This window comes from Kangsaoukella pontilimi, assembly GCF_009830125.1.
Lineage (GTDB): Bacteria > Pseudomonadota > Alphaproteobacteria > Rhodobacterales > Rhodobacteraceae > Kangsaoukella > Kangsaoukella pontilimi.
Map to the genome: position 1 here is coordinate 1,802,837 of NZ_WUPT01000001.1, position 26,138 is coordinate 1,828,974.

Consider the following 26,138-nt stretch of genomic DNA (forward strand, 5'->3'; position numbering starts at 1 on the left):
GCAGCGCCCAACGGCACGATCAGCGATGTCTGGTGATGGATGGAGAGCGGCGACAAAAGCGTTCTTCACAGCGCGCAAAGCCCCATGTCTATGATCGACAGGGAAATATCGCTCACCTCGAAGCACTTGGGTCGATTCACTGCTCTCTCCGAACCGGCACGGCTCCCCGTCCCGGAGGTCTTTACCCCGCGTCAGCAAAAAGAGAGAGATATGCCCGTCACCGCAACCTATCGAAAGCGATAGGTTTCCGGCATCACACCGTGATCAGGCCACGTTTGAGTGCAAGCGCGATGGCCTGCGCACGAGTCGTGGCGCCCATCTTCTTTCGCGCTCCGGTAGTATGCATCCGGACCGTGACCTCGGTAATGCCAAGCTCATGCGCAATTTCCGAGTTGTGCATTCCCTTGGCGAGTGCCGTCAGAACGTCACGCTCGCGCGAGGTCAGGAAATCATAGAGAAGAGGCACCTTGCCCTCGGGCCGCTCAGGCGTCGGCGGCGCGGTATAAAGCGCCAGCAGGTTCGCAATAACACCCAGTTGGTCGATATCAGCCTTGAGCATCTCGGCCACACCGGAGGAGCAGGCGAAGACGACGAGGATCTCTTCGCTCTCGTCGCCTTTGTCACGGATGCGGAAGGTGACGTAGTCCGACTGCCCGTATTTCAGAAGATGGTCATAACACTCGAGCTCTTTTTCCGAGAGCGTTTTTTCGGCCATATTCCTGTGGATCGAAATGTGGTCCACGTCCTTCATGCTGCCATCGGCGCGCGGCACCAGAACGGGATCGACGCTCATGTAGTCGCGGGTAACGTACTCCTCGAGCCCACCCTTCTCATGGGTCGAAACACGGATCCAGATTGGCACCGGCGTATCGGCCCGGAACTTGGCGATGTTCAGCGCGTCAGCACCCAGTTCTCGCGCGATAGCGACACAAGTCTCCCAGTTCTCACCCGCGTCCCGCGCCTCGTTCAGGCGCCTCAGGATGGCAACAAGATCGGCGTGAGCGGCCGACACATTGGTATGATCTTCCATGGTCTTCGATGTTCCCGGTCTTCCGGACGTCAGCAAACTGCCCCAACGTCATAGTCGTGCATAGTCGCGCCGGCCCCGAAGTGCCAGCAATCAGGGCAATTAACATGCAAACTTCAATATTCCATGACTCGACGGGATCCGATTACCATGATCGGAACGCCTCGCGCCCATGAAATAGGCAGCTCCGTCGCGGCGCGAGACGTAACGTTCGTTAAGCTTCAGAAAGTGGTGCCGGGGGCGGAATCGAGATTATATTCTATTACACTGATTAAATTATCAATTATTTGAAAAGCTAACCTTAGCCACCCCCAAAAACACCCCAACCGTCAAACTCTGCGCGTCGAACCTCGGATTGTTTAGATAGCTTCCGTTGGCACCGAACGCGAGGCTTCCCTTCCATCAATGACTTCACGTGGGAAGACCCAGTCTATCCCGGAGCTCGAAATGTCTGAGTGGAGCCAAAGATGACCACAATCCGCTCTAAGACGTGGTGTGCCATTTGTAGCAGTTCTTTTACAGCCTTCTTGTTGTCAAACTCACCACCGTGGGCAATGCGGTTCCTTCGTTCGTTTACCTTTTTGATGTGGCTGTTCCAAAGGGTCTTGAGTTCATCGTGTTCCTCATACTCCAACATGATGGGGAGAAAGATACCTTGATACTTGCGTGTAATTCCGTTCGCGTCTTTCAAAAGCTTATCGACAAATTCGAGAGGAAGCCCCTTCTCCACTACAAGCTCCTCTCTTATGGCGAAATTTACCATAAGCTCCAGAGTTATTGCCGCACGAAGGGTCGAAGCGGAGTATTCTCCGCGCTCAAACAATCCAAGTGTTTTGGTCCAATTGCGAGCGACTTTCTCCTCGTCGGAGGCATCAGTATAGGGCTTCTTCTTTTTGATGGGTCTGAGCTTTCTAGTAGCCATTCGCGTAGTTCCTATAATTTTCCTCAGCAGTACTTCACGCGAAAGCTCGATAGCGCCTTACTGCATGTGCTAGTGCGGCACCTCAGTCCTTTAGCTTCCAGTGTGCTATCCCAAGTGTCTCCGCCGCTTCGACGGTGAAACGATCTGTCGGCGCTGCATTATCCTTTAGTAAATGGAAAATGTCTGAAAGTACCTCTCTGCTGCTCCCAACGTAGCTATGCCCAAGCATTGTGAGATCGGTATTGTTCACCACGACCGTATCGAGCCCGGACATCACAAAAACTGGGGGGCAGATACCAACACGGGGATAATCATGCAGCCATTCCGAGATAGCTACCGCTTTGTCCTCAGTTGATACGTAACATGTGGATCGAGTTGAGTGCGTTACGGCATGTGCCCCCAACTTGGTCATGATGCCTTGATCGACATCGGCTGCAGCAAGGATTATTTGCTCAAGCCTATCAACGGACGTGGAGCCCCTATGTGCGAGGATCTCAAGCGCAAGCAAAAAACAACGACATCCCATGCTGTGAGCGATGATGTTCAACCCGCCTGAAGGAGAGTTCTGAACAAACCTCTCAATGAAGTCAGCTAGGTTATACTTGCTTGCTTCCATGGAAGCTTCGTCTGCCGAATAACTTCCGCTTCTTCCTTTTGACGGCCAACTAAAAAGGCCGATGCCACTTCCCAGACCCAGATCGCGTCCAATCTGAGCCGCTCGAATGACGGCTTGAGAGAAGGAATTATTATATCCATGTACGAACAGCGTAGGTGATGCCGACGGACCACTTTTTGTTAAGACGCGCCTAACTTGTGACCAGAAGATCGTCTCATTTAGTTGATAGAGACCAGTGATCTTGAGTCGATCATCCCCGCTAAAGATACGTTTCCAAAGAGGGGAACCGATTGAGCCCACCTTGTGTGACTTCGGTATGAAGACCTCGCATACCCCGAAGTCAACATTTGAGTGCCTATCTCCGCTGTAGTCACGAACTACACCATTAACAAATATCGGCTTTCTGTCGGTCCCATAATAAACATCGTATGTAACTTTTTCTGCCGCGGCTTTCCGCGAAGTACTTTGTGGTGAACTGGAAGCATAGCCGAGTGATTCAGCCGGGCCGCGATAATCACGGTACTCTGTCGAAGAAAGGCGGATGTTTTGATCTGCTAGACGCCGGATAACGGAGTCTGAGTCAAGAATACGTTCCGGCATCTCGGCAAACTCAAAACTTTCCAAGCTCAATACTTGCTCCGCAGAAATGTCCGATCCGGAAAGCACTGCGCGATCAAAGCTCGCACCGGAAAGATCCACCTCAGCGATTTTCACACTTCTCAACGCAGCGCCGCTGAATCTCGCTGCTCGCGCGGTAGAGCCCTGCATGTTGGCTCGGTAAAATTGGCTACCGCTGAAGTCGGACTCCGCCAAGTTAGCGCGCTCTAGTTTTGAGTAGGTAAACTTGGCGTCGCGAAAACTGAGCCCCGAAAGATCAGCGCCCCTTAGATTGGCGCTAGATAGATTAACGCCATCGAAAAAATCCTTTTCCGTATCTGGCGAAGGAAGCACTTCCTTGAAGTTCACACCCGAAAGGTCCGGCTTAAACTTCGCCTTTCGCCGTCGACCGTTCCATTGCTCTACGCCTTCGCGAAGCCAAGCAACATGCCAACTATCCGCCATCGGTCTCTGTCCCCTTTTTCAGTTTCCTTCGCAGGCTCAGCTCGCCGATGTGCAATTCAGACTTTTCGAACTTGGCGCAGCGCACAGCCAAAAATTGGTTCGTTCTGAGTCCGCCAGTTTTGGCAATATGAAAAGGCATAGCATTGGCCATCCAAGCGTAGCCTTCTATTGTGTTTGGTCTGGCATCAGTTCCCAGAAGAGAGGGTCACGGTCTATCAGCGAGGATGCTGTCAGAGGTGACTGATCAACAAGATCGGATGCAAAACGGACATCAGAAACGCCTGGGGTCAACTCGCCGCGTATCGCTGGAATTTCCCTCAGGTCAAAGAAAAGCAACGAACTCTCCGCTAAGCGGGGGTCAAAACAGACATCCATCGCGCCTGAGATACTAGTTCCGAGAGTGGAAGCCGTAACATCGTGAAGCTTAAGAAGGAGGTCTTCGTTCTTCGAAATTCGCGTTTCAATGTCGGTAATCAAATTCGCCAGTGAAAGCCCGCCCGGGATTCTCTCGACCAAAAGTGAAGCAACTATAGCCTCCGTTCCCGATGGCGGATTGCACTGTTCATATGAAAAAACATGTTTGCGGGCGCGTCCCGCGGAGGTCTTCACCTCTAGCCTCACATCTCCGACCGAAAAATCAAAACGCGCACCTTCATCAATGCGCCATGCCGCCACTGACCGCTCTGGGTTTCTGCTTCTAGATATAAGGAAGAGTTCGCCGAACAGACCGTTCAGAGAACGAACCGGGGGCTTTCGGAGACTTTGAAAGATAGATGCAATCCGTTGAACTGCCGATGCAAGATCAGAGCGAGATGGCAAGTCACCTAAATGGCGAATGAGAACTCCGCATACCGAAAGAAAGTACCGGATTGTCTCGACGTCACGAGAGCGACAGCGGACAACTGTGAAGCGTCCCTCGGCCATCTGACCATCGGCATCTGTGATCTGGCATATGAGTTCGAATTGCGCATCAAGGCTTTCCAGTCGGATCGGCGGAGGATTGCGCCCACTTCCATCCATGGTAGCCACCAGCAGGCAGGCTTGAGAATTGGCATCCTTGCCCACAAAATAACATTCAGAGCCAGGCACCTGCCTAGCAGCGAAGATAGGGGAACTAGACGTCTCGTTGTTGGGAGCGGTGATCCCATCGAAAATGCCGATTAAACCGGCGCTATTCATCAAACTTGTCCCGGCTGAGTCTGGTCGATCCAACCAACTGCGAGACGAGAAGGAACCCAAACAGCAAGCACCGGAACGTTCTCGCGCACTACTACTCCATCGCGTCTAAGGTCGAGCATACGAATCTGAACGGTTACCTGGTCATCTTCTCTGATGGCGCGATCACCGGGATAAACTTCGCCCCGCCTTTCTGGAGGGCTGACGGGTGCTTCACCTTGGTAGAGGTTGGTAACCTCACCACTTGCATCGATACCCCTCTCGCGCCTCGAATTGGGGCTAAGCCGATAAACGGTGCATTGCTCGTCTGGGTCATTCTCGAGAGCTCGACTAAGTTGAAGAAGCAATCCAGTAATCTGTTGCGAGTCTCGGGAACTGGTTATTCTCATAGGAACTAGGAGGCTTTCCATCACATCCCTAAGCGATAGGCCCCTCGCAACATGATGTCGTTGAGTTTCGGTTCGGTCAGCATGACCCTCGTCGTCCTCAAACGAGGTGGCAGTCATAAAGGCTTCCACCGTTGACCGGTTTGCAGTCAAAACTGTGTCGGTGGCCAAAACTACACGCGGTGCGACCCATTGGTCAGAGAACATGCCCCTGATGTAGTCAAACTCCAAAACACTGTGACGACATGGCCTGAGCGCACTGTCCAAAACGAACGCGCGCTTCCATTCATCGAGGCTGCTGCCGTTGTCCCGAATGGCTTCGAGCTGCCTGCGCATGTCTTCTTCGTGTTCAACATATCGCTCGAAAGCTCGGCGTGTGCTTTGCTCAAGGTATACACGACAGAAACCAAGATAGCTGCGCTTGTATCCAAAGAAGCGGGCTCTTTGCTGCACAGTATCAGCATTACCAACGCCGATCCCGCGGGGCATATAGGTCACGGTCAGACCTTCTACCGTGAAGCCACGATCCATTGCCTGCCCGCCAACTAATATCCAAGCGTAGGCACTGCCCCAATCAACAGGTGGAGTACTACCGGCACGCGCGTTCACTTCAAGAAGACGGGTGCGACGGAAGGCGAAACGGAAGGTGGGTGATAGTTCCTCAAACGAAGGCAACCCGGCCTGGACGGTTTCCGCTAGGTCCTGGTAGGCGACGCGTAACTCCTCCAGCAGCTCAAGTTTGTCGGTATCTGAATCAGGCAGCCCGAGGATACGCTTCCACTCTTCGAATATGTCTCTTACCCAATTGTAATACTCTTGATGCTGTGCCGTTCGGTGCGATGGATGCACCAACATCGAACGATTGCCGCGATTGCCACCCTGGTGAAGTCCGACGGTTACACCCACCATGAATATCCGAAGACTTTCGAGGAGCGAGTCTGGTGGTTCGGGCAGTGGGTTTGCGTTAGTGGGAACATCCGTTGCCGGGATCGTGCGGACAAGATCCAAGCCACCTGCAAAAAAGTCTTGGCCGCCCACGTAAGCGTCGCCTGGCGTCAACACCTCCACAAAACCCGGAGACAGGGAGTCCGCAATGCTCACGAGTAGAGGGGCTTGAGGCGTTGCCGTGTACTGCAGGTAATTGTGCAACGGCAACGCATCTCTCAGTTCCATCAGCCTTCTGTAAGTCGTGCTCTCCTCACCTTGCGCGACTTCTGTATTAAGGCTTGCTTGGTCGGCTTCGTCATCAATGATAAGTACCGGCACACCATCCATCCCCACTGCCTGAAGAAGCCCAGTTAAGTTCCTAAGCCTTTGGTGATGCTTCAGGACAGTTACGAGCACAGTCATCTTGTATTCACTTGGCGTGCCTGCGTCCCGCCAATCTTCGAATACATCGCGCAATGTTTGGACAACCGAATCCTCGCGCTCTGGATTCTCGAAATGAATCCAACTCCTCGCGCGGTCCGTTTCATCGAGCCGCAAGTCGCGCCTAATACGCCCTGTCGATTGGTTTAGTAGCGGCTTTGAGATGCCGGCCACTACAATGACCATTTGGAAACCATTGTCTCGTGCAAGAGCGGCGGCAGTCTCAAAAGACATGGTCTTTCCGCTCTGAACATACCCAACAACTAAACCGGTTTCTTGGCCTTCAGTTGCATCCGGCGCGACGCCTCGGGCGAGGATGCCTGCGGCCGCGTCTCGCACGGTGTCACGGCTGCCTTCTGGAACGACATGCTCAAGAAAATCGTGTGTCTCTGGACCAATCGTGGGTTCCCAGTCGCCGTCTCCGGCTGCAATAGGCTGAACAAATACGGTTGAATCGTCAGTCATTTCATCTCCAAAAAGTTATGCGTCTGAAAATGCGTCACGAATAATGTCATTCAGGTTGCGGCGAATAGTACCCGCTTTCCGTACCCCTGAATCTCTGGCCAAAACTTCCGAAAGCGCCAGGGCTGCTGCCACTCGCAACAGCGCTTCAACATCTTCCTTATCCCTTTGGGCAAACCGGACCATGAACGGGTGCACCATAGACACCCGAATATCGAGGTTGCGCGGCTGCTCTGTCGAAGCAGCGACATCGCTAAATACAAGCCACTGGCTTTCCGCTGGATCGTCGGTGAGTTCTACGTTTATGTCCCAGTCTTTGTCGCGGAAGCGAACCTTAAACTGCTTCCGGGCCAGCGTCCGTGCGTGTGGAAGTTCTTCGTCCGGAATGTCCTCGACAGGGGGAGCTTCTGAGATCGGAGGCAACGCAGCAGGCAAGCGTTCTGCCATAGTGCGTGCTGTATTATTCACGGCTTGAGTGGCGGTGCTTGCCAGCTGCGCTCGAGCTACACGCACACGATAGCCCTCGGCCTGTTTGAGTAGCGGCAAGTCTTCGCTGTCGAGATGCTCTCGCAAGAGTTCGAGGAAGGGTTGTTCGTTCTCATCCCATCGAAAGCCATCCTTCGTATGGCTTACCTCGAAACCGTCTAAGTGGAGCTCCCCGAAAAGTCGTTGGTAGCGGTAGCTATTCGAGCTGCCGAAAATCTGAGCTGGGCGGTAGCCTTCGTCGCCACTTCCCTCGATCACCCGTCCTCTCCTGAAGAGAGCGAACCCCGCCTTCGCAGTATTGGCAGTTTCACGCAACGCAGCAAAACCGTGCACAGAGAGGCCATCCCCAAAGTCAAAGGCGACGTCTTTGCGCCAAAGACGAGGTGGGCTTTCTTTTTCCCTGAAGTACGGAGCGCTCAAGATTGGTGGCTCCGATGGAGTGAGAACTTCACCCCCGAACCGGAGCTCAAGCGTGCCTTCACGAATGAAAACGCGATAGATGTCGGTTAGATGCTCTTTGAGCTTGCCCAATGTGCGACCGACCGGGACATGAAAAATGTTCTCCAGGACTATTTCTGTGTAGTGCCGGCCCGCGTCTTCGCCTTCTTCATGAATATCGAGTTCCTCGATCTCGTCGTTAACGATATTCGCGATCTCGAAATTCACGGTGCGAACGACGTTGTCACCGAAAGCCGAAGTGCGCACGTGCCACTGCGGAGCGAACCAGCAGGCGGCACTTTTCATTCCCATGCCAAATTCGGCGAGCCCAGAACGATCTGGCGGGATAGCGGCTGGTCTGAAGGCTCTACTGAAGTCTTCCAAGGCAATCCCCCCCGCGTTATCGCGGATGGAAATGCGAGCGGGCACCGACGTGTCTATGTCGATACTCACTCTGAGTTTGAAGTCCTCTCCGTGATGTGCCCGGAGCGAGTTTTGGTTTCGCGCAAAACTCTCAACCGAGTTGTCTACGAACTCCGCAAGCGCGTACCAAGGTTTGTAATTCAGGTGGCGTAGAACGGCCAGGACACTGACTCCTGGGCGAATATCAACCTTTTTCGTCGACAAGCTCAAAGCCTCTCTATTGTCTAATTCTATGCAGCAGGATTCAATTCTGCACTTGTAGGTCTTTTTCTAATAATGGGCAGTAACTCTGCTCGATTTGAGCAATTGGTTTCTGTTAAAAGGTTCGAAGCGACTTCGCGTACAACGTCAACGTTGACTGCGTTACCAAGTGCCTTGAAAGCAGACGTTTGCGCAGTTGGAAGATGCCTGAGTTCTCCCATGCTCTGCAGCCGGCTACACTCTCGAGCGGTCATATAACGGCGCTCCCACGCTATCACGGGCACCTGACTGGTAGTCATTGCGACCAACGAAGGAGCCGTTACGGGCCGTTTCACTCGTATCCCTGAAGCGCGGAATTGAATCACGTAGTTCCAAATAGAGCGCTCTTCACCTTTGCAGTTCCACTCGAATTTTTGGAAGCTCGGCGCAAATTTCCGTATTCGCGGCAACCAGCCGTCGATCCAATTCTTGTGGCGCCGATAGAGCTCACGGTTTTGCCTGATGAAGTCCCTTTTCCACTTCGGGAAGGCATCTTGCGAAGACCGTGCGTAAGCTGGAAGGGCAGCCAGAACCCCAGGTTCGTCCAGGCCATGCAATGACTTCCCAAAGGCGCCCTTAAAGCCACTGATGCTATCGAAGCCCGCGCCACGTGGTGACATTTCCTCGAAGGGATATGTTGCCCCAAACTCCATCGCCCAAATTGGGAAGGAGGGTAGTTGTTCGTCTGCTGGAAACAAGTCGAGGAACTCTTGCCAAGCCTCCAAGTATTCGACGAACACTTCTGGTAGACGTCGCGCTTCAGATGGATTCTTATCCAGCACTTTGTGAATCGACAGGTTCGAGTCACTGCGCGGCTCTGGCCAAGAAAAGCCCTCGAGTCCGTTGCGCCGACCAACAATAAAGGCGCGTTCCCGAATTTGAGGCACACCAAACTGATGCGGCGACAACATCCCGTCGTCCACACTGTACCCTGCTAGTCGCAGACGATGGAGAATCTTCCGCCAAGTCTGGCCGTGATTGTGACGTACAAGATTTGGAACATTCTCGATGATGAAGAACTGAGGCTTCTTGGTCCTAAGGATACGTATCACGTAATCAATTAAGTCGCCCCACTGGGGGCAGTCGAGGCCCTGCTGCCCTCCTGCCTTTGAGAAAGGTTGGCATGGAAAGCCGGCACACAGGACGTCGTGTTCAGGAACTTCACCTAAATCCAGCGTGCGGATGTCGAGGTGCGGCCGTAGACCGAAATTCTTCTCGTAGAGTGCCGCCAGGTCTTCGTCTCTCTCGCAAGCAAAGACGCAACTATGCCCAAGGGATTCCAGGGCCATGTGAAAGCCGCCCAACCCCGCAAAAAGATCAATAAAGCGAAGAGCCCGCATTTTATTCGATGTCCAATTTCAATTGCTGACTTCTATTCTCGTCAAGAAAACGAAGAAGCGCGTACTGCACGATGTACTGAAGTGTGAGCGGCGGTCGCTGCGACGCTGCAAGTTGCTTCAGTTCATCGTACGCAGTCGCCTCCAGAGAGATAGTGAAGCGATGCATCTCGGATCTTCCGGGGTCTGACATAAAACCCTCCTAGTGACACTGTGCACTGTTCTACACGACAATGCACCAGATTGCACCAATTCATGACAGCGATTTGTGAGTTGCTACTACCGTGCAAGACGCCGTTGAGATTGCCGCTAGGTCAAATGTGACGATTGGTGATGTCGTCGATGCCGTACCTAGCACCCAAGGCTCTCAGTCCGAGCGGCAGCGGATGTGGCGGCCGCTCTCTAGAGTCATGCATCCTTCATGAGACATCTGTAGGGCGCTCGTTATGCACAGGTTACGAAAATAGATGTGTGATTGCGCTACGAACCGAAAATTCTTTGGAACCGCGGCTCAGCGCACCCCACGGAGGCTTCCCAGGCCGGAGAGGGACCCAAGCGGCGACCGCCGGCCAGCCACTTACCGTTGTTGTTCCGAAGGACCGATAATGAGCCCTCTATTTAATCGGGACCTCAAGGAACTTTTTGTCAATGTGATTGCCGCTCCCGCCGCTCGGGTTGAAAGACGTTGTTTTTATGAGAAAAAATAGCGGCAAGCGTGATCGCCGGTGGATTGCCGTAGGTTGCCTCCAAACCTGCGCCTGGTGCCGTCAAAAAGCGCCGCTTGCCCCCTAACGCTATCCGAGCCACCACTTTCGTGAACTGTCCTTTCCCCTGCGTCGCTTTGTGTACCCCAGACCTTTCATGATCTGCCCCATGCGAGCAGCATCCTTGTTGCACCATCGACCCGGCTCCATGCCGACAATTCCAAGCAGTCCCGTTGTAGAGAAGCCTTCTGCAGGTTTGCCCTGTTCGTTCTGCTGCTGAATGTGATTGGAAAGAAGTTCCTCCCACGGATCAAGCTCGGCGGCTTCTTCTTGCGCCTCCCGTGCCAATTGCTCGATCTCCTCCGAAAGGTGCCAAGGTTCATTTGCATTAAAGGCATCACGCGCCTCCGCGAACAGTTGGTCGCGGGCTACACGAAGTCCGTCGATGTCGATCACTTTCTCGCAGTTGACTGGCCAGAAGCGACGTCCCCCCGTCTTGTCTCGGATAAACTGCGCATTGTTCGTAGTCGCTATGAAAGCGCATCGTCTTGGGGTGCGTTCATGCAGTCGCGCATATGCGTGTCTTGATTTGTCAGTGCCCCTAGAGAGAAACGCCTTTAGGGACTCTATGTCTGCTGCTCTAGTTGGGGCCATTTCCGAAAGCTCGACTACCCAATGCCCGGGCAGCCATTGGGCGGCTCTTTCTTCTCCATTGTGGCCAGCGATTGAAGGCAAGCCATCGCCATACCAAGGCCCACCCAAGACCGCGCAAAGTGTGCTCTTCCGGATGCCTTGATCACCTATGAGCGTCAGTACATGATCTGCCTTGCAACCAGGGATGTAAGCTCTCGCGACAAGTTGGATAATCCAGGCCCGCCCAACTGCCCGCGCATATGGTGAATCAACGACTCTTGCATAAGTCGACAACCAAAAAGAGAGACGCGGCACGCCATCCCAAACTAGCCCGTCAAGGTAATCGGTAACTGGATTGAAGGCGTTGCGCATTGCCACAACGCGGACGGCAGAAGCAGTCAGAGAGTCGGACACTTTACTGAATCCCCGTTGCTCGATTTGGACGCGGATAAGCGCCAGATCAGCATCCTTTATCTCAAGTCCACCCTTCCATTCGTCTTCGCCCGTCAGTTCGTTATGTGAGAGACGCAAATTGTTTTCTTCGTTGATGATCGTGAGATATGCGATTGCATTGGTCATGGTCTGGGCGATTTGGCCCGAGACCGTGAAGATAATCGTGGAACGGGCTTGCTCCGCTGTCGCAGGAACTCGATCCTCTTCCACCTCAAGGAGATTGTAAGCGTCGCTCAGCTCGACCAGGAGTTGCTCTCTTGTCGCCTCGTCATTGTTGGCGAACTCGACCATCGCTTTCCAACTCGGACGGCTCGAAGGGTTTGTGTATTGCCTATCCTGATCGTCGAGTTCGCCAAAGCGATGGATCCGCACGGCATCCCAAATGTTGTGCACGCGGCCATCACCGCATGGGTCGGATTCGTGGTGGGAATAAAGGAAAACATCATCATAGACGAGCACGCCTTCGCCGCCAGAGCCACCGATCCACTGGGCCCTAGCCACTCGGCCTTGGGCACGGGCAGAGCTCAGGTAAAATTCAGTTAGCAGCCCATCATCGATCTCGTCCGACAAGCTTGGATGAGCACGACAGAAGGCTCCAACGAGACCACCCTTGTCGAGTGGATATTCAGCTTTGCGGCCATGAGTATTTGGTAAGGGTTTCTCATTGGGAAGGCGCGGCCACGTGCTTGGATCGGAGTAGATTGCGTCCGGGTGTTCGTTAATCAGAGCGTCAACATCCAACGGCTTGCCGTCCCGAAATTCCGAAACAAAATTCTCAAGCTCACCTTTATGCGTGGTTGGCTTGAACATCATCTGCGCCGGACGGAATCCCTTTGAATCACACTTTTCTAGTCCGATAAGTTCACCGAAAATGCGGGCAACAAACTCATACTCCGGGGCAATCACATCCCGCGATAGCAACACTGCGAGACGCACTTTTGGACAGGTTGCGCTGTGTGACCGGGAAGTGTGCCAGAAATTTGCCACGCCGACCAAAGGTGCCAAGCCCACCATACGCATAAAGTGCAAGAAGCTTTCCTCTAGGTAATCGAGGTCGAGCGTCAGTATGCGTCCCGGCTCCACATGATCGTTTCGTCGAATACCATCCAAACAAGTAGTGCGGAGCCAGAAGCCATGGGAACCCTTTTCGAAAGCTTGTCTGTTAGGGGGAAGTTCCAAAAACTCTTCCCGCGTCAGATCTGACTCAAGTGGTTGCAGCACTTCAGAAGCAATTTGCGCGAAGGTTCCGGAACGGTTTTCGACCGTCCCAAATCTCTGACCACCGACCGCGTAGGGGATCAGATTTTCTTGCTGCTCGCCCGGAACAGACATCATTTCTTTAGTCATTGGTCGTCTCTGTGTAACTTCAATCCTTCGACTTAGGTCTTGATGGGCGGCGAGGATTGGGTGTCACTGACAGCATCGCGAGCCTTCGCGACAATGAACTGGTCGAGCCAAGCCTCCGGCATCGCAGATGTTCCTGGTGACAGTTTGATAAAAGGAGGAAACTCTCCGCGTCGGATGAGTTCGTAGACTTGTGAGCGGCTCAGGCCGACGCGCTCACATACCTCCGCGGGTCGCAATAGCCGACCAGTAGGCGGCACTTCAGTCCAAAGGGATTCAGAGATAAAGGCTGTAGTCATGTTCTCCTCCAAGCCAGGGATGTCCATCGAGGTGCAGAGGGGAACGTGCCACGGCATTGCAACGGCAAGTTATGGGGAAAAATTAGTACTCTTGGTTGGTAGGATTTTACCCCCCCAGCGAATGTGCAATGCGTATATTTATCGTCTACGCAGAAATGCTGTGCGGAAGAAGTTCGAGTAGACCTGCCACTCATACTTATGGTCAGCGGCTACCTTCGCTTCAGCGCTGCGATCTCGACTAGGTTTTGTAATTGCGCGCTTTAGGGTGCTCGACAGCGCGTCGTCTCCAAGGATTGACCAATCATCTCTCGAACCCTGCGATTGAAAGTACTCATTATAAACCATTAATTCCTCGGAGCTGTTAATCGCCGCACGAACAAAGGCTGACACGAAACGTCCAGTTGGCCCAATTTTCTGATTTGAATCGTTGAGAGTGTAAGCTGGTTTCTTCCCAAATGCTGCATGGTAGAGGCCAAGGGACAGATCGAAAAAATGTGATGGGAGCGCTGTTGGGCGTCCTCTGTGCGACGCAGCTTCGGCGGCCAGTTCTTCCTCTGCAGAAGCAACCCACTCCCTGATTTGGTCGACCCATTCATCAGTCGGAGGTGGCGGGTAGAGTTCGTGCTTTGGAAGCGTGCGTTTAAGCTGCTTCTCAACTGCCTCGAAGCTTTTTTTGAACTTGGAAAGCGTTTCAATCCTAGCGCGTGGTGGCAGTTCGTGCGCACGAATAGCAGTTTCAGTTGTAACGTGGTTCAGTGCAGCGGTGAGTGCTGGAACTTCTACGCCGTCGCAAAGCGGTAAGCCAACCGCCGCAACTATCTGCTTGGCAGTTGCCTCGGTGACCCGCCCTGGGCGTCCTGGACGACGTGAGTTTTGGGCTCTTTGCGTCAATGGGTTTTTGCCGCCTCTTCATAACGATCTAGCTCGTCAGCCCACCACTGGGCCATTCGAACTCTCTCTTCCCAATGCTCCCCTCGAACGTATGCTCGACGTACATCATTGCCTTCAACGTGTGCCAACGCGCGTTCAATGGCATCCGCGTGCCAAAGGCCCGACTCGTTGGCAATGGTGCTAAATGTGGCTCTAAACCCGTGAGCCGTCATCTGTCGTGACGTGTATCCAAGGCGCCGCAAGGCCACGTTCCAAGTGTTTTCAGATTGCGGTTTTTTCCAACTCCGCACCGAAGGAAAAAGAAAGTCTCCATTTCCGGTTAGGCGCTGGAGCTCGGACAGATGCCACAGCGCCTGCCTTGGGAGCGGCACTCTATGTGGCCTGCGCATTTTCATACGTTCTGCCGGAATACGCCAAATCGCCTCTTCAAGGTCAAATTCAGACCAGATCGAGAAGCGTAGCTCCCCCGGACGCGGAGCAAGCATGGCGAGGAGCATCAGTGCGTGTTTCGTGGTGGCTTGCCCTTTGAAGCTCTCAATCTTTAGAAGCAGCTTTCCGATCTCTTCGCGATTCACAAGAGCAGCTCGTGGCGATACCTGCGGCTGAATCAGGGCCCCCTTCAAAGCTTCTGTTGGATCGTAGCGAGTTCTCCCGGTCGCAATGGCATATCTGAATACTGCGCCAATCGTACTTCTCAGGCGTCGAGCAGTTTCATAGTTTCCCTTCGCCTCAATACGTCTGAGCACAGACAGTATGTCGGGGGCCTCTATGGTCGCGATTGGTCTGTTCGAGAGTTCGGGCTCAGTGAACGAAACAAGCCACTCCTGCTTTTTCATAGTTTGGGCCGCACGCCCTTCACTACGGAGCTTGGAAAGATACTCGGCAGCAATCCCGCCAAAAGCCACTCTCTGATCTCGTTCATCTTTCAAGCGAGCGAGCTTGCGTTCGGCGGAGGGGTCAAGGCCCTCAAGGAGTTGACGCTTGGCTTGGTCTCGTTTGTCTCGAGCATCTCTGAGACCAACAACCGGGTATGGCCCAAAGCTTATGAGCTTCTCTTTGCCCAAGTGGCGATACTTGAGGTGCCAAATCTTCGACCCGGAAGGATTGACCTGAACAAAGAGCCCACCTCCGTCAAAACGCTTGTACGGACGGTCACTTGGTTTGAGGTTACGTAACCCCGTATCACTCAAAGGCATGTCAGAAAGTCCCGAAACTTGTCCTTAGCTTGCCCTACCCCCAATTCCACCCCCAATCACTGAGGATGCTATCGGGCGCCTCTGGACGAGGCTGGACACCAAACCCAGCAAAAGCAAGGCGCTATTGTGGCGCTTGGACGTCTCTGGTCTTTCTTGGAGGAGGTGATGGTGCCCGGGGGCGGAATCGAACCACCGACACGAGGATTTTCAATCCACTGCTCTACCCCTGAGCTACCCGGGCACGGGTGACGCGGCGCGGGTGGCCTCGTCTGGGTCGCTGCGTTCTAATGGCGGTCCGGGGGGCTGTCCAGTGCCTTCGCGCGAAAAAATCAGTTCAGGCGGCGTGGTGCATCGGGGCCCTGATCCTCGGGGTCTTCGTCTTCGTCCGACACGGCGGGTATCGCGTAGCCACCGGTCAGCCAGCGGCCGAGATCGACATCCGCGCAGCGCCGCGAACAGAACGGCCGATAGGCCTTGTCGGACGGCTTCTTGCAGATGGGACAGCTCACGTCAGAAGTTCCTCCAGCGACAGCCGGGCGCGCTTGCGCTGAAGCTCGGCATGGCCGAGCGGCGTCCAGCCGACGAAGCTCGTCTCGACCGCGTCACTCCGGAAGGCGGACTTGATCTGCTGTTCGACGCGGACGCGGTCACGCTTGGGCATCGGCGCCATATCGACCACGATCTGCCCGCCAAGCCCCTTGAGCGCCAGCAAGCGCGGCAGCGCGCGCGCAGCGGCGATATTGGCCTTGAGACCGGCCGCGGGCGAGGTGTCGGCCCCGGTATTCACGTCCACCGCGACAAGCGCCCGCGTGGGCTCGATCACCACCGAGGCGCCGGCTCCAAGGGACTGCTCGGCGCGCCTCACCCGGTCGATCGCATCGTCAATTCCATGGCGGGCGAACGACCCTTCCTCGGTGTCGCTCATGTCTGGTGCGGCCCAGTCCCGGAGCGCGGTCTCATGCGCGCCCGGCCCGTCCAGAAGCCGCGCAGGCGCCCCGGTCAGAGGATCGCCCAGAACGGCCGCCGCGACCCTCGTCAGCGCCACGATGTCGTCGGCAACAGCCTCGTCCTCGGCGTCTTCGGCCAGCGACCGCAGGATCAGGCCACCGAGCGAAGTATCGTGCAAATCCGCCGCCAGATCGGTGAGCGCCACACGCCGTTCCTCGTCGCGGATGGACCTGCTGACGTTCAGACCCGGCGCGCCCGGCGTGATCAGGGCGAAGCGGCTCTTGAAGACGACGCGGCTTGTGGCGGGCGCGGCTTTGTCCCGCTCCGCAAACGTGCTGGCCTGCACCAGAATACTCTGGCCCGGCGCAATGCCTTTGGCCTGACGCAGGAAGAGCGGGCCGTCGGGCGTCTCCAGTACGACACCCCCCTGCCCTTTCATCTGCCGACCGGCACGGGCGTGATAGATGGCACCGGGGCGGATGCGGTCCTCGGGCGGGTCGATCAGAAGATCGGTCAGCACGCCGTCCACCATCAGCGCCGCCGCCTCGCGTCCGTTCACCGTGTCGAATGCGACGAGACTACCCTTCATGCCGTTTCTCCGCTCCAGTCATAGCCCGCCGCCCGCAACAGCGTCGCGGTCTCGGCAAGCGGCAGGCCCACGATGGCCGAGTGAGAACCGGATATCCACGGCACGAAGGCCGCTGCCGGCCCCTGTATGGCATAGGCTCCCGCCTTGCCCGTCCAGTCTCCCGTGGCAATATAGCCGTCAATCTCGTCGCGGTTCAGCCGCTTCATCCGCACGGCGCTGACGACGTCGCGCTGCCATTGCCCCCGCACGCTCTTGACGGCAACGGCGGTGATGACCCGGTGACGCCGGCCCGAGAGCAATTCGAGAAAGGCCCGCGCCTCGTCCGCATCGGCCGGTTTGCCCATGATGCGGCGGCCGAGCGCGACGGTGGTGTCGGCGGCCAGCACGACCTCATCCGGCTCGCAGGGGATCGCGTCGATCTTTGCGGCAGTCACACGACGGCAATAATCCCGCGGCAATTCACGCGCCAGAGGCGTCTCGTCCACGTCGGGTGCGCGCACGTCATCGGGCACGATCCCGAGGCTCGCCAGCAATTCGCGGCGGCGCGGACTGCCCGAGCCCAGAACCAGCCGCAATCGGCCCGCGCTCACTTGAAGCGGTAGTTGATCCGACCCTTGGTCAGGTCGTAAGGCGTCATTTCGACCTGCACCCGGTCGCCGGCAAGAACGCGGATACGGTTCTTGCGCATCTTCCCCGCCGTATGGGCGACGATCTCATGGCCGTTCTCAAGCTCGACCCTGAACGTCGCGTTCGGCAGGAGTTCCTTCACGACGCCAGTGAATTCGAGCAGTTCTTCCTTGGCCATGATGTCTCCTTGTCGCGCCCGGACACGTCCCGGGCGCGCATTAAATGGGCGGAAGTCGCGCGTTTTTCAACCGAAATCGTCTCGAACGCCACGGCGAAACGTCGCGTTTCGGGCCGAGCCGCGCCGGAAAAGGGGCTTTTCCGCCTCGCCGGGCCTTGCCCGGCGGCCCCGCGCCCGGTCAGAGCGTGCGGCCCCAGAAGGGCAAACGGTGTTCCGTTTCCACGTCCTGCCCCACTTCGCGCCAGGAAAAGCGTGCCACGGCGCCGGGAATGGGGGCATAACCACGCCTTCGCCAGAAGGGATCGAGGGCGCGATAGTCCTCCGGTCGCGCCGGATGATCCGGCGCACGTTCGACGGCGCAAAAGACGCTATGCCGCGCCCCGAGCGTCCTCGCGTGCGCCTCGCGCGCATCGAAAAAGGCGTGACCGGCACCTTGCCCGCGATATCCGGCCAAAAGAACGCTTTCCGCGCAATAGAACACGTCCTGCGGCGCATAGCCCGCCTCGCTCAGAGGTGCGAAGAAAGCCGTGTCGTGCTGAAGAAGCGGCGTGCCGGTGGACGCGCCAACGATCCGGGCGCCGTCGCGCGCAACGACAAGGATGGCGCTGGGGTTGTCGCGGTAGGTTTCCAGATAGTGCCGCTCGTAGGCCGGATCGCCGTCGTAGAGGTAGGGAAAATCGCGAAACACCTCGATCCTGAGCCGCGCCACATCGTCGAGCGCCGCATCCAGCTCCGGCCCGGTCAGCGTCTCGATCACAAGCGTCATGCGTCGGACTGGGGCACGGTGGGCGGGCCGAACCGCTTGAGCATCCGCTCGCGGATCTGGTCCCGCGCCTGCCGGTAACTGTCGAGCTTCTGCTCGCGCGTCTCGCCCAGCCCGGTCGGGTCGAGGATGGGCCAGTATTCGACCTCAAGATGGAAATACCGCGTTAGCTCCAGCGCCCGGCGCTGCGACGCAGGCGACAGCGCCACCACAAGGTCGAAGCCCGACAGGTCGTCGCCCCATTGCTCCATCTCGTCGAAGGACCGCGACCGGTGCCGGGCAAGCTCGATCCCCAGCTCCTGGCAGACGGCCACCGAAAAGCCGTCGATCTCCATGTCGTTATAGACGCCCGCTGACTGCACATAGGCCGCATGGCCATAGAATTGCTTCATCATCCCTTCCGCCATGGGCGAGCGGACCGCGTTGTGGTCGCAGCAGAACAGGACGGATGACGGCAGATCGCCCATTCAGCCCCCGAAATGCAGAACGCAGATCAGGGTGAAGAGACGACGCGCGGTGTCGATATCCAGCTCGGCCTTGCCGTCCAGCCGCTCCTGCAGGACCCGCGCGCCCTCGTTGTGGATGCCGCGCCGGGCCATGTCGATGGCCTCTATCTGGCCGGGGGGCAGCTTTTTCACCGCGTCGAAATAGCTTTCGCAGATCTGGAAGTAATCCTTCACCACCTGCCGGAACGGCCCGAGCGACAGGTGGAACTCGGCTGCCTGCTCGTCGTCCTCGGTCTTCAGGTCGAAGACCAGCCGCCTGTCCCGGATCGCGAGGGACAGCTTGAACGGCCCCTCGGCGGGCGCGCGGCCTTCGCGGGGCGGCAGCGAGAAACTGTTGTCCTCGAGCAGGTCGAAGATCGCCACGCGGCGCTCCTGCTCGATCTCAGGTGTTGGCGGCGGCAAGGCGCTGTCGTCGATCTCGATATGGGTAATCCGGCTCATGCCGCTTCGATAGGATACTGACGCGGTCAGGGCAACGCCCGCCTAATCGTTCAGCCGGTCGAGCCGCGCGCGCACGCTGAGACCATGCGCCTCCAGGCTCTCGCTCTTCGCCAGTACTTCGGCCGCAGGGCCGATGGCCTTGAGCGCCTCCGGCGTCATCCGCGCCATGGTGGTGCGCTTCATGAAGTCGAGCACATTGAGACCGGACGAGAAACGCGCCGAGCGTGCCGTGGGCAGAACGTGGTTCGGCCCGCCGATATAGTCGCCGATGGCCTCAGGCGTCCATTTTCCAAGGAACATGGCGCCCGCATGGGCGATGTTGTCGGCCAGCGCCTCCGGGTCGTCGACGCATAGTTCCAGATGCTCAGGCGCGATATCGTCGGCCAGCGCCGCCGCCTCGCCCAGATCCTGCACGGTAATGATCGCGCCATAGTCGCGCCAGCTTGCGCCCGCGATCTCGCGCCTCTCAAGCGTTTCCAAGCGAAGCTCGACGGCGCGCGCCACCTCTTTCGCCATCTGGGCGTCGGTGGTGATCAGGATCGATTGCGCGCTCTCGTCGTGTTCGGCCTGGCTCAGCAGATCGACCGCGATCCAGTCCGGGTCATTGTCGCCATCCGCGATGACGAGGATCTCCGACGGCCCGGCGATCATGTCGATCCCGACCTTGCCAAAGACCCGACGCTTCGCCGCCGCGACCCAGGCGTTGCCGGGCCCTGTGATCTTGTCCACGGGCGCGATCGTCTCTGTGCCGTAGGCCAGCGCCGCAATCGCCTGCGCGCCCCCCAGACGGTAGACCGTGTCGATCCCCGAAATCCGTGCGGCCAGAAGAACCAGCGGATTGGTCACCCCGCCCGGCGACGGCGCGGTCATGACCAGACGTTCGACACCCGCCACTTTCGCCGGAATGGCGTTCATCAGAACCGAGGACGGATAGCTCGCCAGCCCGCCGGGCACATAAAGTCCTGCCGCCGACACAGGCCCCCACCGCCAACCAAGCGTCGCGCCCGCATCGTCGGTCCAGCTTTCATCCTCAGGCAACTGCCGCGCGTGATAGTCGCGGATACGCTCGGCCGCCAGTTCCAGCGCCTCAGCTTCGGCCTCGGGCACGGTGGCGATTGCCGCGTCGACCTCGTCCTGCGAATAGGCCAGCGTCTCGGGCGTCAGGTCCAGCCGGTCGTATTTCGAGGTAAGTTCGATCACCGCTTTATCGCCCCGGCGGCGTACATCCGCGATGATCGCGGCGACGGCCTCGTCCACGTCGGGGCTATCCTCGCGCTTCATGGTCAGAAGCGAGGCGAAGCGGTCTTCGAAATCCTCATCCCGGGTATTGAGGAAGATAGGCATCGGCGGGTGATCCTTCGTGACGACAGACGCCTCTTACCGCCCCGGCCCCGCCGCCTCAAGTCGCGGTCATTCGGGGTGGCTGGGCGCCTTGCGGCTGGGAGCGATATAGGGCCGCGTCACATCCTGAAGCGTGACATTCACCGTTTCGACGTTGAGCGCGATGGCACCGTCCCCCGCCAACGTCAGCTCGATCCGCCCCGTGCCGTCATCGCCCGGCACGAAAGTGACCGTCAGAAGCGCCAGAACGACGCCCTTGTCACTCCGGTCCACGCCCTGGCTTCTGACCGCCTGCACATCATCGATGGCCAAAAGCGATTGTACCCGCTCGACAGGACGGCCCCGCTGCTCGGCCAGCGCCTTGTCCTCCCAGCGGAACCTGTTGATCAGCAGCGCGAAACGGCGTTCCGACGGACGCCACGCCATCTCGGTCACCGGAAAGACGGCGTCCTGAACCAGCGCGGCAAGAACCCCCAGGTCGTCGGCATCCTCAGCCTTCAGCCGGAGCGGGCGCTCGCCCCCGTCCTCAAATCGCGCGTCTTCGGTCATACGCCCACCACCCGCTCGATCTTTGCACCGACCGCGCCGAGTTTCTCTTCGACATGCTCGTAGCCGCGATCAAGGTGATAGACCCGGTTTACCACCGTCTCGCCCTCGGCGGCCAACCCGGCAAGAATCAGCGACACACTTGCCCTCAGATCGGTCGCCATGACCGGTGCGCCCTTCAGACGCTCCACCCCAGTGACCGTGGCTGTGCCGCCGTGAACGTCGATCCGCGCGCCCATCCGCAAAAGCTCGGGCGCATGCATGAAGCGGTTCTCGAAAATCGTCTCATGCAGGTGGCTGACCCCGTCCGCCGTGCAAAGAAGCGCCATCATCTGCGCCTGAAGGTCTGTCGGAAAGCCGGGGAAAGGCTGGGTCTCGACATCAACCGCCGAAACGCGCCCGTTCTTCCGCGCGACCTTGAGCCCGGCGGGGGTCTCTTCGACCGAAATACCGGCAGCGTCGAGACGTTCGCAAAAGGCTTCCAGAAGATCGATCCGCCCGCCGAGGCACTCAACCTCTCCGCCGCAAATGGCCGGTGCAAGCATGTAGGTGCCAAGCTCGATCCGGTCGGTCACGACAGGATGCGTCGCGCCGCCAAGCGCGTCGACGCCCTCGATCGTGATGGTCGATGTGCCTGCGCCCTCGATCCGCGCGCCCATCTTGATCAGGCAATTGGCCAGATCGACGATCTCGGGCTCGCGCGCCGCATTCCTGAGTTCGGTCGTCCCCTTGGCCAGCGTCGCCGCCATCAGCGCGTTTTCGGTCGCACCGACCGACACGAATGGAAATTCAACGACCGCACCCTTCAGCCCGCCACGCGCCTCGGCGTGGACATACCCATCGCGCAGCTCCAGATCGGCCCCCATCGCTTCCAGCGCCTTGAGATGCAGATCCACAGGACGCGCGCCGATGGCGCAGCCGCCGGGCAATGACACCTCGGCCTGACCGAACCGCGCCAGCATCGGCCCAAGGACAAGGATCGACGCCCGCATCTTCCGGACGATGTCGTAATCCGCCCTGAGTGTCCCGATCCTGTGCGACGACAGCGCCAGCACCTTGCCGTCCTGCAGAGCCTGCACCTCTGCCCCGAGCGACTGCAGAAGCGTTGTCATCGTCTTGATGTCCGACAGACGCGGCGCATTGGTCAGCGTCAGCGGCTGATCCGTCAGAAGGGTTGCCGGCATCAGCGTCAGGCACGCGTTTTTCGCTCCCGCGATCGGAATTTGCCCGTTCAGAGGCGCGCCACCCGTTACAACAATCGAATCCATGCTCAGCCTGCCTTGTCTGCCTTGTCCGCGTCCGGAGCCGCCGCCCGCGCCCTCGCCTGCGCCTTCCGCCTTGCGAGGTTCGCCTTGAGTGCGGCTTTCAGCCGGTCTTCCCGGTTCTTCGCGGGTTTCGTCCCGTCTGATTTGCCGCTTTTCTCCGCCATTGGACCTTCCTACAGGGTTGCTCGAAAAGGGTCCAGATAACGCTTGCGCGCCCCGCACTTTGCGTCTATCCCGCACGCCGTCAAGGACACCGGCGCTGCCGTAGCTCAGGGGTAGAGCACTCCCTTGGTAAGGGAGAGGTCGAGAGTTCAAATCTCTCCGGCAGCACCATAAAAAACAATAGCTTAGCAAAACATCTGCAGCGTCCTAGTCAAATTCTAGTCAAATCGCGGAGAGAGAAAGCGAAAGTCGGTCTGTCGGGATCGGCCTGGCGATTTTCGGGCATTGGGACCGACGAGGAGCTTGCGGTCTGGGACAATACTGCCCCCCTTTTGACAGTGCTGTGCAACTGTTCTCCGGCGATGACGATGAGACGACGACCTCACAAGTCGTTAGTTGAAGACACACGGCCGGATGACCGTGTCGCCGGAGCGCGGTCGATCTGGTCCGGACGTCACGGCGCTGTCCAATTAGGCGGCGAGGCGTGGATGCTCCGAGAGGTGGGGAAGTTTCTTGAGATCAGGTAGAGTTCTGCGACAAGCTTCAAATTTGAGAGGCGCCATCACTTCGTCAGATTTGGCGTTCAAGCCTCGTACTGCAAATACTCATATGTATTGAAAGGCGCATCCCTTGCCAGATTTTCTGCTGACTGTCCCCGAGACAACAATCGACATTTATTCTGATGGCTTCCAAGGCAACGACGCACTCCATCGCGCACCATTGGGAAAGAAGCTTTCTCAGCTCGTTGAAAAGGTGTCCGAACCGATGGTTGTGGCAGTGAACGCACCTTGGGGAGCTGGCAAGTCAGTTTTCTTGAAGCGTTGGGTTGGAGCACACACGCTAGAAAATGAAGGCACGGCAACCACCGTCTATTTCGATGCCTTTAAGAACGATTATCTCGATGACCCGCTTATTTCACTGATTGCAGAAGTATCGGACAGGCTCGATTCCTTGTCTGATACAGAGGAGGTTTCGCAGCTAAAGAGCGGCATTGATAAGGCGAAAAAATATGCTCCTGCCATCGGGCGCGGAGTAATAAAGGTAGGCTTGGCTCTCGCTACTGCAGGGATAGTCCGAGGGATCGAAGACCTAGAAGAAAGTTTGGCAGATGATCTTGCCAATGCGACGTCGGGTGAGCTCGGCGCAACAATCAACAAGTTTTGGAAAGCAGAGGAGTCGCGGCGTGACGCCATGGACTTCTTCAGGCAGAGCCTGAAGGAAGCAGCAACTAGTGAAAGGAAGTTAGTAATCGTCGTAGACGAATTAGATCGCTGTCGTCCGGACTATGCGCTTGAGTTATTGGAAATTGCCAAACACCTCTTTGACGTGCCCAACGTTCACTTTGTGCTAGGAGTCAATCTTCGAGAACTCGGCAACTCAGTACAGGCGCGATACGGCTCAGGCGTCAGTTCGCACAAATATCTGCAAAAATTTATCACTGTGGCAATGCCGCTGAGCTCCACAGGCGGATCAACAGGAATGGCAAGTATCCAGCAGCACTTTCGGAATGTCTCCATTTCTATGGGAATTCAAAGCTACTGGAAAGTAGGATGGATTGATAAGTACCTTGCTTGGATTGATCGCCATGCCGAACTGACACTTCGAGATGTTGAAAAGATTGCTACGCTGGCGGTTGTTGCGCCCGAGCCGAGGAGTGAGACAGATACAATTCTCCACCTATATACTGGGCTTCTAATTCTCCAAGTGGCGAGACCAGATTTGGTTGATCGGGCGCGGACAGGAACTCTCTATTTTGAGGATTTTGTGAGAGTGATCGACTTCGCGGATAAACCGGGCGACAGCAACCCCAAGTACTTGCCTCATGTCATATGGCGGACAGCAACTTGGAATCAACGTACAACCACCAGTACTCCTAACTACATAGAAAACGCGAGGGGCAACTACTTTCCAGGAGCAGAGCCAAGGGAAGTTCTAAGGCAAATCATCAGTGAAACATTGGATGTATTCAATCCACTGTTTTGAGTACGGTAGGATTTCGGCGACTATTTAGCTACCGTCGAATTCGCCGACGCCGATTCCAAGTGAGCAAGGTCTCGAAATGCCAACAAGAATCAAGGTTTTGGTCCCGAACCCGAAGCGCGGGAAAAGCATAGGCCGCTTCGACCAGTACCGCGACGGGATGACCGTAGATCAGTACATCGACGCCTGCGGCCGGCTTGGATATCCGCCCTCTAAGGCCCGCGCCGATATCAAGTGGGACCTCGAGCGGAACTTCATCGAGCTCTATGAAGCCTGAGCGTCGAGGGTGCTGAGCCAACATCTAGTGGCTCCTTCCAAGCAGGCGTGTGGCTGCCACTAGCTACTTTCATAGAACGGCGGCGGGCCAGGAATGATCGAAGTCTGGAAGCTGCGTGAAGCGGAGGCGACAGAGCCCGGCGCGCTGGCACTCGGTTCAGGGTTTAGTTCCTCTCGGCTCAGCGATACTTGCCTCGCGGATGAGGCGAGCCGGAAATTGGATAAACTTTTGGCTTCCTGTTTTACCTCTAGTGATACCTATGTCGCAATCCGTCTAAGGCCAAAGATTTGACCTTCAGAGCTCAAAATGTTCGGCTCGGGCTGCATTTCGAATGTGCGTGTGGAGAAACCGAGAATGATCCGAAGAGACCTCATCCTCAGCGCGAGCCTTCTACTTTCGCCGACACTGGCCGTCGCCGAAGACATCGAAGGTTCAATGCGTTGCGAGGTAAAGAGCAACGAGATTATCGCCGTCGAAGATGGCAGGCCCGTGCGCTACACAGGAATAACTGACAAGTTTGAAGTCGGTGATACGCTCATTTTTTCATATATCCTGGAGGAAAATGAGCTCGCGTCCGATAGGTTCTTTCCCATGCTTGAATTGGAGTTACGGGATGAAGCTCGCAACGACGACGAAGTGACTTGGAATGGACCTGTTACGAAAAACATCTTTAGTGACCGAGGTATAGCCCTCGACGAGAACGCTCGTGGAGCCTCCATCTCCGGCTACATGATATTTGACGAGAACCGAATAGACCTTGAAAGCCCAATTTGGGGCGAACTGAAACTAAACCGATACTATAAGAGCGATTGGCAAGGGATAGGCGTCCGAACGGTCTTCTTTGGAGCGGTTTATCAAGCTCAAGTGTTCACGTTAGACTGCCGCCATACGAGGGACCGAATTGACGATATTCTCTCGGCAGAGCCGTTCAGTCTGGAGGATTAGGTCTCGAGGCTCACGATACGGACGGTTGCTCGCTCGAACGCCAGCCGCACCTCCGCCCGGATCGCACGGTGTGCTTCCGTTATGCTCAGGGGCTAGTCTCACTTTGC

Annotated in this window: 25 protein-coding genes and 2 tRNA genes; 4 read left to right on the top strand and 23 right to left on the bottom strand. The window is 56.8% G+C overall.

Translation table 11 applies throughout. The annotated features are described in order from the left end of the window. Positions 1–253: 253 nt before the first annotated feature. The 23 genes from GQ651_RS18710 to GQ651_RS18715 all read right to left on the bottom strand — a co-directional run bounded on the left by GQ651_RS18710 (position 254) and on the right by GQ651_RS18715 (position 22,831). On the bottom strand, positions 254–1,030 hold the full coding sequence (locus GQ651_RS18710; protein WP_227258015.1) for a helix-turn-helix transcriptional regulator: 777 nt from the start codon (positions 1,028–1,030) through the stop codon (positions 254–256). A 427-nt stretch (positions 1,031–1,457) separates the two neighbouring features. Continuing rightward, positions 1,458–1,949 carry a hypothetical protein gene (locus tag GQ651_RS09145; protein WP_160763850.1) on the bottom strand — a complete coding sequence of 164 codons (492 nt, stop codon included), beginning with the start codon at positions 1,947–1,949 and terminating at the stop codon, positions 1,458–1,460. Positions 1,950–2,031: 82 nt separating this feature from the next. Continuing rightward, positions 2,032–3,627 (bottom strand): alpha/beta hydrolase, encoded by a 1,596-nt coding sequence (locus tag GQ651_RS09150; protein WP_160763851.1) that lies wholly within the window; start codon positions 3,625–3,627, stop codon positions 2,032–2,034. 165 nt (positions 3,628–3,792) lie between these two features. Next, on the bottom strand, positions 3,793–4,806 hold the full coding sequence (locus tag GQ651_RS09155; protein ID WP_160763852.1) for a PD-(D/E)XK motif protein: 1,014 nt from the start codon (positions 4,804–4,806) through the stop codon (positions 3,793–3,795). Continuing rightward, positions 4,806–7,022: a Z1 domain-containing protein gene (locus tag GQ651_RS09160; protein ID WP_160763853.1), complete on the bottom strand. Its 2,217-nt coding sequence runs from the start codon at positions 7,020–7,022 to the stop codon at positions 4,806–4,808. Before GQ651_RS09160 ends, GQ651_RS09155 begins: the two co-directional genes overlap by 1 nt. Positions 7,023–7,037: 15 nt before the next feature. Then, positions 7,038–8,576 (bottom strand): ATP-binding protein, encoded by a 1,539-nt coding sequence (locus GQ651_RS09165; RefSeq protein WP_319637377.1) that lies wholly within the window; start codon positions 8,574–8,576, stop codon positions 7,038–7,040. Positions 8,577–8,596: 20 nt separating this feature from the next. Then, positions 8,597–9,946 carry a DNA cytosine methyltransferase gene (locus GQ651_RS09170; protein WP_160763855.1) on the bottom strand — a complete coding sequence of 450 codons (1,350 nt, stop codon included), beginning with the start codon at positions 9,944–9,946 and terminating at the stop codon, positions 8,597–8,599. Positions 9,947–10,737: 791 nt separating this feature from the next. Continuing rightward, positions 10,738–13,080, bottom strand: a complete 2,343-nt coding sequence (locus GQ651_RS09175; protein WP_160763856.1) for a virulence-associated E family protein — start codon at positions 13,078–13,080, stop codon at positions 10,738–10,740. 32 nt (positions 13,081–13,112) lie between these two features. After that, entirely contained in the window at positions 13,113–13,433 is a 321-nt protein-coding gene (locus tag GQ651_RS19085; RefSeq protein WP_406565449.1) for a helix-turn-helix transcriptional regulator, read from the bottom strand. Positions 13,434–13,514: 81 nt separating this feature from the next. Continuing rightward, entirely contained in the window at positions 13,515–14,267 is a 753-nt protein-coding gene (locus GQ651_RS09185; protein ID WP_160763858.1) for a hypothetical protein, read from the bottom strand. Then, positions 14,264–15,463, bottom strand: coding sequence for a tyrosine-type recombinase/integrase (locus GQ651_RS09190; protein WP_160763859.1), 1,200 nt, complete (start codon positions 15,461–15,463; stop codon positions 14,264–14,266). The genes GQ651_RS09185 and GQ651_RS09190 overlap by 4 nt, the downstream gene beginning before the upstream one ends. A gap of 166 nt (positions 15,464–15,629) precedes the next feature. After that, positions 15,630–15,704: transfer RNA gene (locus tag GQ651_RS09195), tRNA-Phe, on the bottom strand. Between the two features lie 88 nt (positions 15,705–15,792). Further along, positions 15,793–15,972: a DNA gyrase inhibitor YacG gene (locus tag GQ651_RS09200; protein WP_160763860.1), complete on the bottom strand. Its 180-nt coding sequence runs from the start codon at positions 15,970–15,972 to the stop codon at positions 15,793–15,795. Continuing rightward, the gene (locus GQ651_RS09205) at positions 15,969–17,000 is read right to left on the bottom strand and encodes a ribonuclease E/G (protein WP_160763861.1); all 1,032 of its coding nucleotides are present in this window, start codon (positions 16,998–17,000) and stop codon (positions 15,969–15,971) included. The genes GQ651_RS09200 and GQ651_RS09205 overlap by 4 nt, the downstream gene beginning before the upstream one ends. Then, the gene (locus GQ651_RS09210; RefSeq protein ID WP_160763862.1) at positions 16,997–17,575 is read right to left on the bottom strand and encodes a Maf family protein; all 579 of its coding nucleotides are present in this window, start codon (positions 17,573–17,575) and stop codon (positions 16,997–16,999) included. Before GQ651_RS09210 ends, GQ651_RS09205 begins: the two co-directional genes overlap by 4 nt. A gap of 11 nt (positions 17,576–17,586) precedes the next feature. Continuing rightward, positions 17,587–17,805: a translation initiation factor IF-1 gene (gene infA / locus GQ651_RS09215; protein WP_160763863.1), complete on the bottom strand. Its 219-nt coding sequence runs from the start codon at positions 17,803–17,805 to the stop codon at positions 17,587–17,589. Positions 17,806–17,983: 178 nt separating this feature from the next. Continuing rightward, a complete protein-coding gene (locus GQ651_RS09220) occupies positions 17,984–18,571 on the bottom strand; it encodes a GNAT family N-acetyltransferase (protein ID WP_160763864.1) in 588 nt (195 codons plus the stop codon). Next, positions 18,568–19,035, bottom strand: coding sequence for an arsenate-mycothiol transferase ArsC (locus GQ651_RS09225; RefSeq protein WP_160763865.1), 468 nt, complete (start codon positions 19,033–19,035; stop codon positions 18,568–18,570). Before GQ651_RS09225 ends, GQ651_RS09220 begins: the two co-directional genes overlap by 4 nt. Further along, positions 19,036–19,515: a UPF0262 family protein gene (locus tag GQ651_RS09230; protein ID WP_160763866.1), complete on the bottom strand. Its 480-nt coding sequence runs from the start codon at positions 19,513–19,515 to the stop codon at positions 19,036–19,038. It abuts the gene before it with no gap. A gap of 42 nt (positions 19,516–19,557) precedes the next feature. Next, on the bottom strand, positions 19,558–20,859 hold the full coding sequence (gene hisD, locus GQ651_RS09235; RefSeq protein WP_160763867.1) for a histidinol dehydrogenase: 1,302 nt from the start codon (positions 20,857–20,859) through the stop codon (positions 19,558–19,560). Positions 20,860–20,925: 66 nt separating this feature from the next. Further along, positions 20,926–21,405 carry a DUF2948 family protein gene (locus tag GQ651_RS09240; protein ID WP_160763868.1) on the bottom strand — a complete coding sequence of 160 codons (480 nt, stop codon included), beginning with the start codon at positions 21,403–21,405 and terminating at the stop codon, positions 20,926–20,928. After that, the gene (gene murA, locus GQ651_RS09245) at positions 21,402–22,670 is read right to left on the bottom strand and encodes a UDP-N-acetylglucosamine 1-carboxyvinyltransferase (RefSeq protein WP_160763869.1); all 1,269 of its coding nucleotides are present in this window, start codon (positions 22,668–22,670) and stop codon (positions 21,402–21,404) included. Before murA ends, GQ651_RS09240 begins: the two co-directional genes overlap by 4 nt. 2 nt (positions 22,671–22,672) lie before the next feature. Then, positions 22,673–22,831 (bottom strand): hypothetical protein, encoded by a 159-nt coding sequence (locus GQ651_RS18715; protein WP_227258016.1) that lies wholly within the window; start codon positions 22,829–22,831, stop codon positions 22,673–22,675. A 94-nt stretch (positions 22,832–22,925) separates the two neighbouring features. On the opposite strand from GQ651_RS18715, the gene GQ651_RS09250 reads away from it, so the two are divergent. The 4 genes from GQ651_RS09250 (at position 22,926) to GQ651_RS09265 (ending at position 26,031) form a co-directional block, all read left to right on the top strand. After that, a tRNA-Thr gene (locus tag GQ651_RS09250) sits at positions 22,926–23,000 on the top strand. 459 nt (positions 23,001–23,459) lie between these two features. After that, entirely contained in the window at positions 23,460–24,812 is a 1,353-nt protein-coding gene (locus GQ651_RS09255) for a KAP family P-loop NTPase fold protein (protein WP_160763870.1), read from the top strand. A 76-nt stretch (positions 24,813–24,888) separates the two neighbouring features. Next, positions 24,889–25,086 carry a hypothetical protein gene (locus tag GQ651_RS09260; RefSeq protein ID WP_160763871.1) on the top strand — a complete coding sequence of 66 codons (198 nt, stop codon included), beginning with the start codon at positions 24,889–24,891 and terminating at the stop codon, positions 25,084–25,086. A 354-nt stretch (positions 25,087–25,440) separates the two neighbouring features. Continuing rightward, positions 25,441–26,031, top strand: a complete 591-nt coding sequence (locus GQ651_RS09265) for a hypothetical protein (protein WP_160763872.1) — start codon at positions 25,441–25,443, stop codon at positions 26,029–26,031. Positions 26,032–26,138 lie beyond the last annotated feature (107 nt).

Bases quoted from the DNA above. Each gene is read 5' to 3' on its own strand.
- GQ651_RS09150 (WP_160763851.1), bottom strand. From the start codon at position 3,627: ATGGCGGATAGTTGGCATGTTGCTTGGCTTCGCGAAGGCGTAGAGCAA.
- GQ651_RS09205 (WP_160763861.1), bottom strand. From the start codon at position 17,000: ATGAAGGGTAGTCTCGTCGCATTCGACACGGTGAACGGACGCGAGGCG.
- murA (WP_160763869.1), bottom strand. From the start codon at position 22,670: ATGGATTCGATTGTTGTAACGGGTGGCGCGCCTCTGAACGGGCAAATT.
- GQ651_RS19085 (WP_406565449.1), bottom strand. From the start codon at position 13,433: ATGCCGTGGCACGTTCCCCTCTGCACCTCGATGGACATCCCTGGCTTG.
- GQ651_RS09240 (WP_160763868.1), bottom strand. From the start codon at position 21,405: ATGACCGAAGACGCGCGATTTGAGGACGGGGGCGAGCGCCCGCTCCGG.
- GQ651_RS09175 (WP_160763856.1), bottom strand. From the start codon at position 13,080: ATGACTAAAGAAATGATGTCTGTTCCGGGCGAGCAGCAAGAAAATCTG.
- GQ651_RS09260 (WP_160763871.1), top strand. From the start codon at position 24,889: ATGCCAACAAGAATCAAGGTTTTGGTCCCGAACCCGAAGCGCGGGAAA.
- GQ651_RS18710 (WP_227258015.1), bottom strand. From the start codon at position 1,030: ATGGAAGATCATACCAATGTGTCGGCCGCTCACGCCGATCTTGTTGCC.
- GQ651_RS09225 (WP_160763865.1), bottom strand. From the start codon at position 19,035: ATGGGCGATCTGCCGTCATCCGTCCTGTTCTGCTGCGACCACAACGCG.
- GQ651_RS09190 (WP_160763859.1), bottom strand. From the start codon at position 15,463: ATGCCTTTGAGTGATACGGGGTTACGTAACCTCAAACCAAGTGACCGT.
- GQ651_RS09220 (WP_160763864.1), bottom strand. From the start codon at position 18,571: ATGACGCTTGTGATCGAGACGCTGACCGGGCCGGAGCTGGATGCGGCG.
- GQ651_RS09145 (WP_160763850.1), bottom strand. From the start codon at position 1,949: ATGGCTACTAGAAAGCTCAGACCCATCAAAAAGAAGAAGCCCTATACT.
- GQ651_RS09170 (WP_160763855.1), bottom strand. From the start codon at position 9,946: ATGCGGGCTCTTCGCTTTATTGATCTTTTTGCGGGGTTGGGCGGCTTT.
- GQ651_RS09230 (WP_160763866.1), bottom strand. From the start codon at position 19,515: ATGAGCCGGATTACCCATATCGAGATCGACGACAGCGCCTTGCCGCCG.
- hisD (WP_160763867.1), bottom strand. From the start codon at position 20,859: ATGCCTATCTTCCTCAATACCCGGGATGAGGATTTCGAAGACCGCTTC.
- GQ651_RS09265 (WP_160763872.1), top strand. From the start codon at position 25,441: ATGATCCGAAGAGACCTCATCCTCAGCGCGAGCCTTCTACTTTCGCCG.
- infA (WP_160763863.1), bottom strand. From the start codon at position 17,805: ATGGCCAAGGAAGAACTGCTCGAATTCACTGGCGTCGTGAAGGAACTC.
- GQ651_RS09155 (WP_160763852.1), bottom strand. From the start codon at position 4,806: ATGAATAGCGCCGGTTTAATCGGCATTTTCGATGGGATCACCGCTCCC.
- GQ651_RS09160 (WP_160763853.1), bottom strand. From the start codon at position 7,022: ATGACTGACGATTCAACCGTATTTGTTCAGCCTATTGCAGCCGGAGAC.
- GQ651_RS18715 (WP_227258016.1), bottom strand. From the start codon at position 22,831: ATGGCGGAGAAAAGCGGCAAATCAGACGGGACGAAACCCGCGAAGAAC.